Origin of the sequence: Staphylococcus sp. GDB9P120P, from assembly GCF_017893435.1 — a bacterium.
Classification (GTDB): domain Bacteria; phylum Bacillota; class Bacilli; order Staphylococcales; family Staphylococcaceae; genus Staphylococcus; species Staphylococcus cohnii.
On the sequence record NZ_JAESNB010000008.1, the window covers coordinates 1,017,757 to 1,031,847 of the forward strand.

Below are 14,091 nucleotides of genomic sequence, written 5' to 3' on the forward strand. Positions count from 1 at the left end.
ACCACCCAGTGACATGTGTGGGTGGCTTAATAGAAAGACAAAAATATTCACTTCACTATACCAAACTTTTATAAACTGCGATTATTTCTAATTTTCATTGCTTTAATAACTAAGTATATTGAATTCACACCCATTACAAGAACATAAGGTATTAATACAACCAAATTTTCTAATTGTGTAATAAAAATAAGACCAAACAAAAATAAAATATTTAACCAAATAGATATAAAAAAATTTGTGTCTAATTCTGAATTAATATTCAAAAAATCACCCATTCTTTAAATTTCAATATAATTGCTTTATTGACGTTGAGCCACGAAACAATTTTATTTTAACATAAAAAATAAAGCAAGCACATAAGTGCTTACACTCGATAATCAATCCATTACCTTATCCAACACCCTATCAAATACTTGTTTTACTCTCTCATCTGATACTTCAAATATACGTCCCACCATTACAATTTAATAATCTGTTGTATTTTATATATCACAATTGTTGTACAAATAACCTAATTAAATCACTTAAACTTCTATTTTGTAAAAATGTTCAACTACAGGAAAAGGTTCATAATAACAATGCAATAAAGTCTTCCACTTTGTATATTCTTCAGACTCACGAAAACCTATTGTATGATCTTCTAATGTTTCCCACTCAACCAATAACAAATACTTACCTTCTTCTTCAAAACACTTATTTAACGAATGATTTAAATAACCTTTCATCGAACTAATAATAATAGAGGCTTCTCTAAAAGATTCCTCAAATTCATTTTCCATATTCTTTTTAACTTGTAACATCGCTCCTTCAAGCACCAATGCAAAATCCCCCTTTAGATATATTATGAAAAAAAGTAATTCAATTTTTTTATATTAATCACTTTTATATCACTAATTTATTTTGCTTTATTCCAATTTCTTTATTGACGTTGAGCATCGGAATAATTTATTTAAATGATAACATAAAAAATAGGGCAAACACATAAGTGCTTACCCTTCCACTATTTTATCCTACACCCTATCAAATACTTGTTTCACTTTCTTATCTGATACTTCAAATAAACGCCCCATCTATATATTTAGATGAGGCGCATTTCACTTAGTATGTAGTTTAAACTTTATTAAATATGGTCTTTAACAAAGTTCACTACTTTCACTACAGTGTCTGGATTGTTCGCAACCCATTTAACTGCAGATCCTACTGCATTTATTACTGTCTCCATTTTTACTATCCCCCCTGTCATTTGAACATAAACAAATATTAACGCAATTTATTTGTTATAAAATTTATTTTCCTAAATGTTTAATTTATTTTAAAAATTGTATAATACAATAAATTGATTTTAATTTTATAAAATATGTATTAAAAAGCCAAAAATAGGGCAAGCGCATATTGCCTATACTAAACAGTATTATTAGAGAGCACTCTATTAAGGAATGGTAAAACTTATTCTAGTATACTAAAATCATTTTATTGCTTATTGGTTTTAGCAAATACTATCATCTTGGAATTATATTGTATCACTTATGAAAAATCCCATTTTATTTTACATTATTTTGTTATGTTAGTTATATAAATCAAAGAAGGTATTCATTATGAACAATTATGCGAAGATCACTAGTACTGTATTAGCATCAATATTTACGTTATCTTTAGCAGGTTCACCTATCACACAAGCGAGTAAAGAAAACAGTAATGTCCATCAAAAACAACAATTGAGTATAAATAACATACCAAGTGATGCACAAAATGAAGGAGACCACTACGTTAAATATATTTCAGATCAAGAGTTAAAATCAGAATTAAATAAAAAAGGATATGATACTAGCGGTTTTGAATCAGCTGAAAGTAATAATAGTATCAATACTTATGCCGCTAAAAAAGGCGGAGTAACAAAAGCAGTATATGGTAAAGGCAAAAATTCGGATAAAGTAGACTTATACCTATCACATAGTGCAGCAACAGGTATAATAAAAGCTGGAGGGTCTGGTGCAGCTGGTGCGTTAGGAGCTTTAATTGGCGGTGTATCAGGTGGTTTTACGGGTTCGTTTGCAGGGTATTTAGTTAATGCATTTGGCGGTAATGCAGTTCCTAAAAATGGCATTATAATTAAAGGTAAAGTTGATGGCACTGTAGATAGTGTTGTAAATCAGTAGCAAATGAGGTGTTTTCTATTATTAAAATTTTAATTGTTTTTTTATCAGCCTTATTATCCACGTTGTACACGTTGCTAATTTTAAATTTAGTTACCAATCAGACATTAAGTTCTATCTTAATAGGAATTGGTCTATTTATAATAGTATTTACAATTACTACATTTGGACAAAAGATGAATAATAGCAAAAATAAATAAAAAAGGGGTAGTTTTCAGCCCCCTTTTATTTACTTCATTTTATCCAATAAACTATTTAACATCTGCCTAATTCTTTGTGACTGCACACCAAATATACTCCCAACCTCTTCAAAATTCACACCATTACTAAGTAATAAGAATAAATTATGTTCTTCTTCAGTTGCCTCATTCTCTATAACAGCATCTATTTCATTATAAAATATACTTTCTTCAATATTACTATTATCTATCTCATGCGATTCAGCTTGATCATCCACACTAAAAAAGTCACCCACAGTTACATCTTCGTCACACTCATTACTATTATTCATTGTCTTGTGGTAATTTAATATAAACTTTTTAACTGTTTTCTTGTCATACATCACACATAGTCAACTGCTTTCGCAACACGTTTTAATATAACTTCTTTTGCATGTCTTAGTGTTAATTCACTTACACCTATCACATCAGCTATCACTTCATCTGTATACCTCTTATCGTTCCAATATGTGAGTTTAATAATCTGCTGTACTTTAACTTCACTATCGTTATATACTTCTGTAATACCCTTTACAATTGATTCTAGGGTCATATATTGAAGTTCATCCATATCACTAGGTTGATTCTTATAAGAATCAACCTAGTGATAATTACGCAGTTATCTTTCTAGAACAACTCTTAATAAACTTCAAAATTTTCATACATGAAAAAAGCACTCAACCACAATGGTTGAGTGCTCTAATATGGAGACGGCGGGAGTTCATTAAAGCAATTATGTATACATTTAAAAATCGCTATAAACATTGCCATATCAATGTTTATATTGCCTTACCGATTGGGTGTAAAATGTTAAAATTGAAAAAACAACAGCTATTTGTGCACTCTAAGCTAATTCATTATCGCATATTTAAGAATTACAGTTTAGCAAATAAAGTTATTAATAAAACTCACAAGTTCAAATTACTTTTTTAGCAAATTAGACATAATTATTCTGTTCACTAACTAGCTTGATTTTTAAATATGATATATCATTATCTACAATACCAATTCTTGACAACTTTATAATTTCATTACTTTCGCTTTTATTCTCAATTTTATTTAATGTATCATTCCATATTTTAATACAATGTTCTGGCATACTCATAAATATTTTTTGCATTGCTAATAAAAAAGATATTAATCGTTGCTGATAATTAGAATTTTTTAGCTTAATAAACATTTCTTCATCAGAACTATGTTCCTTACACGCATTTGTTAAATTTATACCATAAATTATATCAGTATGCGCTACTTTATTTCTTAAATATCGAATACTATTTAACCAACTAGACATAATTCGCTCTGGAATTTTAATATTTTTACCAGTATTTTGTTCAATCAATTCTTCCATTTTTTTACTAACTTTATTTTTATTTGCTGTTAGCGATAACCTGTAAAACGTGGCTAAATCTCCAAAATTTAAATTTTGAAATAAAACCCAAGCAGGTATCACATCATATTTGTTTTGGTTATGACGAACATTTTCGTTACTACTTTTTTGATCTATTGCTTTCCAAAACGTATTTTGCAATCTGTTAAATTCTTTTTTTCTGTTATCTGATACACGTCATTATTTTTTGAGAAATATATACTTTTATCTAGGTAAAAAAGTGCCGGATGAAGATCTCTCGAATCAACTTCTAACATATAAACATCTAATATTAAATTTCTTATATGCACTTCTAAGATATTTATCAAACTATATAATTGTTTTAATAAGTATCTATCAAACTCATAAAGTGCATATACTAAATCAAAATTTTTATTTTCTTTTTTACCAAATTCACTATACATAAAATGTTTCAAATTATAATAACCAACGCTGTTTAATAAACCAATACATTTTTGCTTTGAATCGTTTTCAGGAAAAAATAAATTGTTAGATTCTAATTTTTTTAACATTTGATCTATAGTAAATGGGTAAGTTAAGTCTTCTTTACTTTCATGATTTAAAAATTTTAAATCCAATTCTAGATTTTTGTATGGTTCTATATCTATTGCTTTTTCATTATACATTGCTTTTTCTAGTTGTTTTAATTCCATTTGTAACGATTCAGACATGACTACACTCCTAATATATAAAAAAAAGGCCAACTGTGTTTCGCATTTCAATAAGAGGCGTTAGTTGACTACTGATAAATTAATTATAAGTAAGTAATGTAACTCTATCAACTTTAAATATTCCTTTTTAACAACTTATCCATTTTATTAATTGAAATATACTATAATTTAAATTTATTAACTCTGACATTCACTCTGTGCTGCATCGAGAAGTGAATATACGTATAAGTATTCGTTCAATCCTAACAATGACTATTCTTCTTGCCAAATATATAAACAACCCACCTATTCATTTAGGTGGGATTAATATAAGCTGTTTTTATTTTTCACAAATTTCTTTTCTTGTTTATTTAGATATTGCAATACCTTTGTAGCTTCTCTACTCAACATGAAAAAATACTCCTTGTCATTTATTTTTATTCATTTAGATGGGCTTTTGTTTTCCATATTTAATAAGTGCTATTATAAAAATGTATCTTTTGTTTCAATCATTTAATATATAATTTTTCAAGGAGGCAAAATTATGAAAAAACAAGCTCTAATTGTTGTTTCATCAGCCAATCAGTTACCCTTAAGCGAACCTAAAAATACGTCTGTAAATATCGGATTCTTCCTTCCAGAACTAGGGAAAGTTTTGGAAACGTTTAAAGATGAATATGAATTCATCTTTGCTACACCAGACGGTAGAAAACCAACCTTGGATATAAACGGAGAATCTTTATCTATGCAAGCTGGTGAAAAATTAGGTTACTTTAGTGCAAAAGAAATGTTATCGAAAAACATTTATAAATACAGAGAAAATAACAAAAATCTATTCGATAGAAGACAGAAAGAACTTAATATCTTATATGAATTAATGGGGAAAATTCCAGTATCAAGTAACTTACCAGCTACAAATAAAGAGGCTGCAGATTATAGATACAGAATCATAAAAGAAATGGAACCTCTAGAAGAGAGAAACTTTTACTCATTTAAAGAACTTATAGATAAAAATAGAGATCCGAATAATAACTTTGCTTTTACAAACTTAGATTTCGTTCACCTACCTGGTGGACACGCACCTATGGTAGACTTTTTAGACAATCCAGAATTAGGTGAAATATTAAATATATTAGCAGAAAATCAAATATTAACTTCTTTCATATGTCATGCTCCAATCGCTTTAACATCAACAAAATACAGAATCGATGAAAATAATCAAAAATATCTATATGCAAACTCTAAATATAAAAATGCCAAAATAACGACTGTTCCAAAAACAGGAGAACTTTTTATGCTTAGCACTGGATACCCTAAAGTTAAAAATCATAAAACCAGACTAACTTACTACGTAGACAAAAAATTAGAGTCAGAGGGATTCAATGTTGAAACAACCAAAAATTTCAGTAAAGCACATATTGTTTACGATTCTAACCTAAATTTACTAACTGGAAATGGTCCTCAATCAATTGATATACAAACTAATAAAATAAAAGAGATTTTACAAAAACAGATATAACTATTTCATTAATATGTTAAAACCCACCTATTCATTTAGGTGGGCTTATTTTATCTCTACAATGTCCCTCAAACTAATTCTACCTAACCCAGTTCCATCATCTAAATATAACATCTGTTCATAATCATATACTTTTCGAATGTAACCTTCTATATTTTTAATGTATCCACCTTCATAATAACTAATAATTACTTCTGGATCGTTGAGCATTTTGAACATTAAAGCTTCGTTCAATTCATACAGTTGGTCATCGCTTAATAAAGGTTTATCTATTTTGTTCTGGTCCTCAACATACTGCTCTAATCTCTCATACCGTTCAGGCATAGTCTTAAATGGCTGCCATTTTACCATGCCGCGTCCTTTTGGTATGCGTGGATTAAGATATTCACGTGGTATTTTACGATAGTCCGTTTCATTTTTATATTTATCTGGCATCATAGTATCACCTCAATAAACATAATAGAACGTTTGTTCGTGTATGTAAAATAAAAAATAACCACCCAGTGACATGTGTGAGTGGTTAGTAAGCAAACAAGTATTAGGAAACAAGGTTTGAAACTGCATTTACAGCAGCTTTGACTGTATCTATCATACCAGTAAGTGAAAAAGGACCAGTATACATTTTTATCACTCCTTAATTGTTTGACTTGAGTATAATTTAACACAATTTTCTAACAATTAATTATAAATTCCCTAGACGTTTAATTTTACTTCCAAACTGTATAATAAAATAAATTGATTTTAATTTTATAAAATGTGTATTAAGACGTGAAAAATAAGGCAAGCACCGCTATGTGCCTATCCTAGATAATTAATACGCTATCTTATCCAACAACTCATTTAACATCTGCTTAACTCTAGGTGCTTTAACTCCGAATATATTACCTATCTTTTCAAAACTCACACCATTACATAGTAATAAAAATAAATTATGTTCCTTTTCAGTCGCTACTCTTTCTATAACAGTTTCTATTTCATTATAAAATATACTTTCTTCTACATTATTATTATCTATCTCATGAGTTTCTGATTGATCATTCACATTAAAGAAGTCATCAATCCCAACATCTTCATCTCATGAAACACTATTATCTTGTATCTTGTGGTAATTTAATATATACGCTTTTACAGTAGCTTTATCGTAAGTCATACCTATTCTACTGCTTTTGCAACACGTTTTAATATAACTTTTTTTGCGTGTCTCACTTATGCCCATCACATCAGCTACAACTTCATCTGTGTGCTTCTTATCATCCCACCATATGAGCTTAATAATCTGCTGCACTTTTACATCACTATCGTTATATACTGCTGTAATTCCCTTTACAATCGATTCTAGGTTCATATATTGAAATTCATCCATATCATGTGATTTATTCTTATAAGTATCAACCATGCTATGATAATTACGCAGTTATCTTTCTAGAACAACTCTCAATAAATTTCAAAATTTTTATACAAGTAAAAAGCACTCAACCACAATGGTTGAGTGCTCTAATATGGAGACGGCGGGATTCGAACCCGCGTCCAGAGGTCCTGATACTAATCTTTCTACGTGTGTAGTCTATCAAGGTATTTCGCATAATGTTAGGTGATAGACAGCCGACATTATGCTAGTTCGATTAATCTCTTCTAGGCAGACTTCAAACGGCAGTGCCTAGCGTATCCTATTAAGGTTGAATCGCGTTAACTGCACATAGGAAATGCAGTTAGGCGATGCAGAGTGCTATTAGGCAGCTACTGCGAAATTATTGTTTGATTTGTCAGTTAATTTTTAACTGTGTGTGTTGGTGCGGAGACAGCCCTCCGACACGCTTAACTAGCTCGGGGACCCCTGTCGAATCCAAAAACGCCCCCGTAATAATATAATGTACTTTCTGCAGATTTAATCATCTATCTTTTTCAGAAAGCACATATTATATTACCAAAGATCAATGTCTTTGGCAATATTTTCGCTTAATAACGCGCTTTAAGTGCTCTATCTACGTCACGTTTCATTGCTTTTTCTTTCAATGCTTGACGTTTGTCATGTTTTTTCTTACCTCTTGCAACACCAAGTAAAACTTTGCATTGACCGTGTTTTAAATAGAGTTTTAAAGGAATGATGGAATAACCAATTTCTCTGGTGCGTTCCCCTAATTTTTCTATTTCACGTTTGTGTAATAGTAATTTACGTGAACGACGTGGATCATGGTTAAATCGATTCCCTTCTTCATATGGGGCAATGTGCATATTATTTAAAAACATTTCGCCACGATTTACTTGCGCATAGCTATCTTTAAGGTTTGCACTGCCACGACGAATGGACTTAATTTCTGTCCCTTTCAACACAATGCCCGCTTCAATCGTATCTTCTATATTAAAGTCATGTCTGGCCTTACGATTTTCAGCTAATGTTCCTGGTGATTTTTTCTTTGGCATTGAGTTTCACCTCTTTGTTGAATTATTTTTTCTTCTTACGAGCTTTATTTTTCACTTTTTTATCTTTGTAAAATGGTTTATGTTTTGTATTACCACTTGCTGGCTTGTTTTTATTGCGTTGGTTTTTACCTTTACGTTGGTTTTTCTTGCCCTTTTTATCATTATTTGACTTATCTAATGACTGACCGCGTGGTTTCGCTTGAATGGTCTTACCACGTGAAGGTCTTGGGCTGCGTTCTTTTTTCGGTAATGGCATACCAACAATTTGGAAATCAATCATACGCTCATCAACATCTACGTTAACAACTTTGATTGTAACTGGATCACCGATGCGAAAGACTTTAGCTTGACGTTCTCCAATCATTGCCATTTGACGTTCATCGAAGTGATAGTAATCGTCTGTCATCTCTGATACATGTACCATACCTTCGATTGTATTCGGCAATTCGATAAACATACCAAAATTAGCCACAGAACTAATGATACCTTCATATTCTTCTCCAATATGTTGAACCATATATTCTGCTTTTTTCAATTCATCTGTATCACGTTCTGCTTCGATCGCTCTTCGTTCTCTTTGTGATGTATGATCAGCAATTTCTGGTAATGCTTCTTCCCATTTATTAAGTGTTTTATCATCCATTGTTTTATCAATAAGATATTTACGAATGAGTCTATGCACGATTAAATCTGGATATCTACGAATCGGTGACGTGAAGTGTGTATAGTGCTCTGCTGACAGACCGAAGTGACCTAGATTCACATCATCATAACGTGCTTGTTGCATTGAACGTAACATCATTGTAGAAATGACCATTTGCTCTGGTTGGCCTTCTACTTCTTGTTGAATTTTTTGTAAAGTTGATGGGTGAACTTCTTCACCAGTACCTTTAATCATTAAACCAAAGTTAGTAATAAAATCAAAGAATTGACGTAAACGCTCTGATTTTGGTTGCTCATGAACACGATATATAAATGGCACATTTAAACGATCAAAGTGTTCTGCTATCGTTTCATTGGCTGCTAACATAAACGATTCGATGAGACGTTCACCTTCACCGCGTTTTCTTAATTCTACGTCTGTTGGGATACCTTCATCATTGACAAGTACTTTGGCTTCACTGATATCGAAGTCAATTTCACCGCGGCGTCTGCGCATATTGATTAAACGTTCTGATAAGTCTTTAGCTAAATCTAGCATTGGTGTAACTTCGTTATATTGTTTACGCGTGTCTTCATTTTGATCTGTAATAATTTCATTCACTTCATCATAAGTCATACGATAATTTGAATGAATCACACTATCAAAGATTTCATGATTAACTACATGCCCACGTTCATCTAATTCCATTTGACAACTCAAAGTTAGTCTATCCACTTGTGGATTTAATGAACAAATGCCATTACTTAGTCGATGAGGTATCATTGGAATCACACGGTCTACTAAATAAACACTCGTTGCACGGTCGTATGCTTCTTCATTTAACGCTGACCCCTCTGTTACATAATAACTGACATCGGCGATACTTACCGTTAATTGCGTATGTCCATTATCTAACTTTTTCACACTAATCGCGTCATCTAAGTCTTTAGCGTCTGCACCATCAATTGTAATGGTTAGCTCATTTCTTAAATCACGACGTCCTTCGATTTCAGATGGTTTAATTTCATCTGGAACAGCTTCAGCTTCCTCTAACACTTTATCTGGGAATTCAATTTCAATACCATGTTGATAGATAATCGACAAGATATCGACACCTGGATCATTTTTATGGCCTAAAATTGCAGAAACTTGGCCTTCTGGATTATCGGTACCGTCGGCATATTTTGTAATTTGTACTAAGACTTTATGTCCATCTATCGCACCTAAATTATGCCCTTTGGGAATAAAGACATCTTGCATAATACGTTTATCATCAGGTAACACGAAACCAAAATGTCGAGCTTCACTATACGTACCCACTACTTGAGTAACAGAGTGCTTTTCAATTGATTTCACTTCACCTTCTAACTTACCTTTATGTTCACCTTTAGAGTTTTGTAATTCGACAAGTACGGTATCTCCATCCATTGCACGATTAATTTTCGTAGGTGGGATAAAGACATCATCCATATCATTGTCTTCAGGACGTAAGAATGCAAAACCTTTTTTATTTTGGCTAAGTGTACCTTGTATTAATTTCGATTGCTTTGATTTTTTAGATTCCTGACGTTGGTATCTGTCTGTCTTTGTACGTTGAATTAATCCTGTTTGTTCTAATTCAACAAGTACCTTGATTAAGTCTCTAAATGAGTCGGCACTATTTAAACCTAATGCATCTTGAAAATCTGATACAGACATGGGTTCATAATCTGGTTGTTTAATAATTTCTTCAATGGATTGCTTTAAATTCATTATGCCCCTCCTTTCTTTTATTAAATACTGTAAATTTATTTGGACCAATCTAATGATTCTAAGAATTGGTATATATCTTCAAAAACTTGTTCTTTTTCTTTATCAATTGTAATGACATGTCCTGAATTCTCATACCATTTAATCTCTTTATCATCTGAGTCGCTTTCATTGTATATAATGTTAGCAGAATCTGTATTAATCATTTGATCTTGCTCACCTTGGATAACCAGTAGCGGATCCATAACCTCATCTACTTGATTACGTATACTTTGAATTTGACCTTGTAAATCTTTTAAAGTATCTGTTGGATGAAACGCATCCATTTCTCTTTCTACTGTTGTTTCATCTTTGCCTTCGTATTTTTTAAAATTACGTGCATACGTTAAGACACCATCAAACATTGCACCTTCAGTCTTAATATGCATAGGTGAACACATTGTTATAATACCCTTTACATCTCTATCTAAGCTTATTTTCAATGCATAACAACCACCAAGTGATAAGCCAGCCACCACAATTTCATCATATCCTTTATCCACAAGGAATTCATATCCATCTATCGCATCTTTATACCATGCAAATGGACTAGATTGAAGTATCTCTTCTGGTGGTGCTGCATGCCCATCATATTGTGGCGCATAAGAAGTGTAACCCTTTTTTTGTAAGAATCTCCCTAATTGTCTTACATCTGAAGAATTTCCTGTAAAACCGTGTAAAAGTAATACAGCACGATTACCTTCTTCAAAAAAGAATGGTTCTGGTAATCTAATTTGCATCGTGATTCAATCCTTTCGTCCAAGCTATTAAAATAAATATGATATCAGTTGTACTCAAAATATATTCCCTACTTTGAAGCATTTAAAAGCCGAATACTTCTATTATAAATAAAAAAGCCCGACTTTTACATTGTCGGACCTTATAAACCAAAATAACTTATGCCTAACATTAACAAGAAGAAAATGACAGACAATACAATTGTTAATCTATGCAAGAATAAATCAACGCCACGTTGTTTTTGTTTACCAAATAACTGTTCAGCGCCACCGCTTATCGCACCTGATAGTCCATTACTTTTACCTTCTTGGAGTAATACAACAGTCACTAATGCAATACAATCTAAAATTAAAATGATCATGAAAAATGTATGCATAAAAATTGTCCTCCATTCATTATATACGAACCGCATTATATCACACGTTTAACTTATTTAGCAAACTTCTATCTATTAAAAGTGCTTTTACGTTTGATTGAAACAACCAACATATAAATCGCTAAAATAAGTGACATGATCAATACAATTGTTAACGGTAAGATATTTATCATTGATTTTGTATCTAATATCGCCTCATAAACCGAACTGATATTAACTAAATTATATAAAATTTGTGAAGTGAATACTGCAAACATAAACCACCACAAATACGTGTGCCTATTCCAAATCGCAATAATCCCTGTTAAATTAGCAATCACATACATGATACCTGTAAATTGGAAACTGTTTTTTATAACACCAATTGCGTTTTCAGAAGGCTTTTGTCTACTATTTATTAACATTTGTTTTATCACACTGTCATCTAAAATAACAAATAAATGGATGGCATATAATATTGCTATGATAAGTGAAGTGTAAGCAAGAAAATGACCTGTTCTAATTTCTTTTGTTTTAGGTTGTGCCTTCATAATCAGTCAATACTCCTTCTATAATTTACACTTTTAATTATATCAGTTTCACTGACAAAGATGAACAAATTAAATAACGTTGACGATGTATTTATTGAATCTTATCTTTGTCTGACACAATTTTGAATCATAAATGATATTAACGTGTCTTGCAATAAAAAAACACGCAAACCCATTGGGCTTACGTGTTAGCGCGTGAACTCTTTTTCAAGATAAATATTATTTATCTAAGTTGTAGAAAGATTTAATACCATCGAATTTGCCTGTTTCAAACAATTCATCTTCGATGCGTAATAATTGATTGTATTTAGCAATACGGTCAGTTCTAGATAATGAACCAGTTTTAATTTGGCCTGCATTTGTAGCAACTGCGATATCCGCAATAGTTGTATCTTCTGTTTCACCAGAACGGTGTGATACTACTGCTGTATATCCAGCTTTTTGAGCCATTTCAATAGCATCAAATGTTTCAGTTAATGTACCAATTTGGTTAACTTTAATTAAGATTGAGTTACCAATGCCTTTTTCGATACCTTCTGATAATTTAACAGTATTTGTAACAAATAAATCGTCACCAACTAATTGAACACGATCACCGATGCGGTCAGTTAATACTTTCCAACCGTCCCAGTCATTTTCATCCATACCATCTTCAATAGAAATGATTGGATATTTATTAACTAATTCTTCTAAATAGTCAACTTGTTGTTCTGCTGTAAGTTTTGAACCATTTTCACCTTCAAATTTAGCATAATTATAAACGCCATCTTCGAAGAATTCAGATGAAGCACAGTCAAAGCCTAAGAACACATCTTTACCAGGTTCTAATCCAATTGCTTTGATCGCTTCTAATATTGTTTCAACAGCATCTTCTGTACCTTCAAATTTAGGAGCGAAACCACCTTCGTCACCTACTGCTGTTTCTAAACCACGGTTTTTAAGGATTGATTTTAAGTTGTGGAAAATTTCTGCTCCCCAACGTAATGATTCTTTAAATGTTTCTGCACCAACTGGTAAGATCATGAACTCTTGGAATGCGATTGGCGCATCAGAGTGAGAACCACCATTTACAATATTCATCATTGGAACTGGTAATTGTTTACCATTAAAGCCACCTAAATATTTATAAAGTGGTTGACCTAATAAATCAGCTGCTGCACGTGCTACTGCAATAGAAACACCAAGAATAGCATTTGCACCTAATTTACCTTTATTTTCAGTTCCATCTAATTGAATCATCATTTTATCAATTGAGACTTGTTCTAATACTGAAAATTCACCTTCAATTAATTCAGGTGCAATAATTTCATTTACATTTTCAACAGCTTTCGTTACACCTTTACCTAAATAACGTGTTTTGTCTCCGTCACGTAATTCTACTGCTTCGTGTTCACCAGTAGAAGCACCTGATGGTACAAGTGTGCGTCCAAATGCACCACTTTCAGTTAATACTTCTACTTCCACTGTTGGGTTACCACGTGAGTCAAGGACTTCGCGAGCGTAAACATCTGTAATAATTGGCATGTTTGTAATCTCCTTTATAATAAGTAGTTTAGAAATATTAAATTTCATCTTCATTATAGCTATAAATGCTATAAATACAAATAATTTAATTACTTCAATTTGATTATGGGTGTCATCAGTCTTTTAAGCAAATTTTAAACT

Annotated in this window: 16 protein-coding genes and 1 other RNA gene; 2 read left to right on the forward strand and 15 right to left on the reverse strand. The window is 31.6% G+C overall.

Annotated features, from left to right (window positions below; translation table 11 throughout):
- Positions 1-524: 524 nt before the first annotated feature.
- The gene (locus tag KA856_RS10150; RefSeq protein WP_107386508.1) at positions 525-818 is read right to left on the reverse strand and encodes an antibiotic biosynthesis monooxygenase family protein; all 294 of its coding nucleotides are present in this window, start codon (positions 816-818) and stop codon (positions 525-527) included.
- A gap of 777 nt (positions 819-1,595) precedes the next feature.
- Here KA856_RS10150 and KA856_RS10155 point away from each other — a divergent pair.
- The gene (locus tag KA856_RS10155; protein WP_107386509.1) at positions 1,596-2,156 is read left to right on the forward strand and encodes a hypothetical protein; all 561 of its coding nucleotides are present in this window, start codon (positions 1,596-1,598) and stop codon (positions 2,154-2,156) included.
- A gap of 226 nt (positions 2,157-2,382) precedes the next feature.
- Here KA856_RS10155 and KA856_RS10160 read toward each other — a convergent pair whose 3' ends face one another.
- The 4 genes from KA856_RS10160 to KA856_RS13905 all read right to left on the reverse strand — a co-directional run bounded on the left by KA856_RS10160 (position 2,383) and on the right by KA856_RS13905 (position 4,432).
- Positions 2,383-2,715, reverse strand: a complete 333-nt coding sequence (locus KA856_RS10160) for a sigma-70 family RNA polymerase sigma factor (protein WP_226953575.1) — start codon at positions 2,713-2,715, stop codon at positions 2,383-2,385.
- On the reverse strand, positions 2,715-2,924 hold the full coding sequence (locus KA856_RS10165) for a hypothetical protein (RefSeq protein ID WP_226953573.1): 210 nt from the start codon (positions 2,922-2,924) through the stop codon (positions 2,715-2,717). The genes KA856_RS10160 and KA856_RS10165 overlap by 1 nt, the downstream gene beginning before the upstream one ends.
- Before the next feature lie 384 nt (positions 2,925-3,308).
- Positions 3,309-3,902 carry an Abi family protein gene (locus tag KA856_RS13900; RefSeq protein WP_245344311.1) on the reverse strand — a complete coding sequence of 198 codons (594 nt, stop codon included), beginning with the start codon at positions 3,900-3,902 and terminating at the stop codon, positions 3,309-3,311.
- On the reverse strand, positions 3,875-4,432 hold the full coding sequence (locus tag KA856_RS13905) for an Abi family protein (RefSeq protein WP_233432411.1): 558 nt from the start codon (positions 4,430-4,432) through the stop codon (positions 3,875-3,877). Before KA856_RS13905 ends, KA856_RS13900 begins: the two co-directional genes overlap by 28 nt.
- Positions 4,433-4,955: 523 nt before the next feature.
- Between KA856_RS13905 and KA856_RS10175 the strand changes: the two genes are divergently transcribed.
- On the forward strand, positions 4,956-5,930 hold the full coding sequence (locus KA856_RS10175) for a type 1 glutamine amidotransferase family protein (RefSeq protein WP_107386148.1): 975 nt from the start codon (positions 4,956-4,958) through the stop codon (positions 5,928-5,930).
- Between the two features lie 45 nt (positions 5,931-5,975).
- Here KA856_RS10175 and KA856_RS10180 read toward each other — a convergent pair whose 3' ends face one another.
- The 10 genes from KA856_RS10180 to eno form a co-directional block, all read right to left on the reverse strand.
- Positions 5,976-6,368, reverse strand: a complete 393-nt coding sequence (locus KA856_RS10180; RefSeq protein ID WP_107386149.1) for a YolD-like family protein — start codon at positions 6,366-6,368, stop codon at positions 5,976-5,978.
- A 373-nt stretch (positions 6,369-6,741) separates the two neighbouring features.
- Complete coding sequence (locus tag KA856_RS10185) at positions 6,742-6,972, reverse strand: hypothetical protein (protein WP_338132624.1); 231 nt, start codon at positions 6,970-6,972, stop codon at positions 6,742-6,744.
- Positions 6,973-7,005: 33 nt separating this feature from the next.
- Positions 7,006-7,275, reverse strand: a complete 270-nt coding sequence (locus KA856_RS14050; protein ID WP_338132625.1) for a hypothetical protein — start codon at positions 7,273-7,275, stop codon at positions 7,006-7,008.
- Between the two features lie 152 nt (positions 7,276-7,427).
- Positions 7,428-7,787, reverse strand: a transfer-messenger RNA (tmRNA) gene (gene ssrA, locus KA856_RS10195).
- Positions 7,788-7,886: 99 nt separating this feature from the next.
- Entirely contained in the window at positions 7,887-8,351 is a 465-nt protein-coding gene (gene smpB / locus KA856_RS10200) for an SsrA-binding protein SmpB (RefSeq protein ID WP_019469439.1), read from the reverse strand.
- A gap of 22 nt (positions 8,352-8,373) precedes the next feature.
- Complete coding sequence (gene rnr, locus KA856_RS10205) at positions 8,374-10,746, reverse strand: ribonuclease R (RefSeq protein ID WP_107386150.1); 2,373 nt, start codon at positions 10,744-10,746, stop codon at positions 8,374-8,376.
- A 35-nt stretch (positions 10,747-10,781) separates the two neighbouring features.
- Entirely contained in the window at positions 10,782-11,522 is a 741-nt protein-coding gene (locus tag KA856_RS10210; RefSeq protein WP_107386151.1) for an alpha/beta hydrolase, read from the reverse strand.
- A gap of 140 nt (positions 11,523-11,662) precedes the next feature.
- A complete protein-coding gene (gene secG / locus KA856_RS10215; RefSeq protein WP_019469442.1) occupies positions 11,663-11,896 on the reverse strand; it encodes a preprotein translocase subunit SecG in 234 nt (77 codons plus the stop codon).
- 68 nt (positions 11,897-11,964) lie between these two features.
- A complete protein-coding gene (locus KA856_RS10220) occupies positions 11,965-12,426 on the reverse strand; it encodes a hypothetical protein (protein WP_107386152.1) in 462 nt (153 codons plus the stop codon).
- A gap of 219 nt (positions 12,427-12,645) precedes the next feature.
- Complete coding sequence (gene eno / locus KA856_RS10225; RefSeq protein ID WP_107386153.1) at positions 12,646-13,950, reverse strand: surface-displayed alpha-enolase; 1,305 nt, start codon at positions 13,948-13,950, stop codon at positions 12,646-12,648.
- Positions 13,951-14,091: the final 141 nt, after the last annotated feature.

What these genes read in the sequence shown, in the direction of transcription:
- KA856_RS10175 (WP_107386148.1), top strand. Translation starts at nt 4,956, where the DNA reads ATGAAAAAACAAGCTCTAATTGTTGTTTCATCAGCCAATCAGTTACCC.
- KA856_RS10165 (WP_226953573.1), bottom strand. Translation starts at nt 2,924, where the DNA reads ATGACCCTAGAATCAATTGTAAAGGGTATTACAGAAGTATATAACGAT.
- KA856_RS10160 (WP_226953575.1), bottom strand. Translation starts at nt 2,715, where the DNA reads ATGTATGACAAGAAAACAGTTAAAAAGTTTATATTAAATTACCACAAG.
- KA856_RS14050 (WP_338132625.1), bottom strand. Translation starts at nt 7,275, where the DNA reads ATGAACCTAGAATCGATTGTAAAGGGAATTACAGCAGTATATAACGAT.
- smpB (WP_019469439.1), bottom strand. Translation starts at nt 8,351, where the DNA reads ATGCCAAAGAAAAAATCACCAGGAACATTAGCTGAAAATCGTAAGGCC.
- secG (WP_019469442.1), bottom strand. Translation starts at nt 11,896, where the DNA reads ATGCATACATTTTTCATGATCATTTTAATTTTAGATTGTATTGCATTA.
- KA856_RS10220 (WP_107386152.1), bottom strand. Translation starts at nt 12,426, where the DNA reads ATGAAGGCACAACCTAAAACAAAAGAAATTAGAACAGGTCATTTTCTT.
- KA856_RS10210 (WP_107386151.1), bottom strand. Translation starts at nt 11,522, where the DNA reads ATGCAAATTAGATTACCAGAACCATTCTTTTTTGAAGAAGGTAATCGT.
- KA856_RS10180 (WP_107386149.1), bottom strand. Translation starts at nt 6,368, where the DNA reads ATGATGCCAGATAAATATAAAAATGAAACGGACTATCGTAAAATACCA.
- rnr (WP_107386150.1), bottom strand. Translation starts at nt 10,746, where the DNA reads ATGAATTTAAAGCAATCCATTGAAGAAATTATTAAACAACCAGATTAT.
- KA856_RS13905 (WP_233432411.1), bottom strand. Translation starts at nt 4,432, where the DNA reads ATGTCTGAATCGTTACAAATGGAATTAAAACAACTAGAAAAAGCAATG.
- KA856_RS10155 (WP_107386509.1), top strand. Translation starts at nt 1,596, where the DNA reads ATGAACAATTATGCGAAGATCACTAGTACTGTATTAGCATCAATATTT.
- eno (WP_107386153.1), bottom strand. Translation starts at nt 13,950, where the DNA reads ATGCCAATTATTACAGATGTTTACGCTCGCGAAGTCCTTGACTCACGT.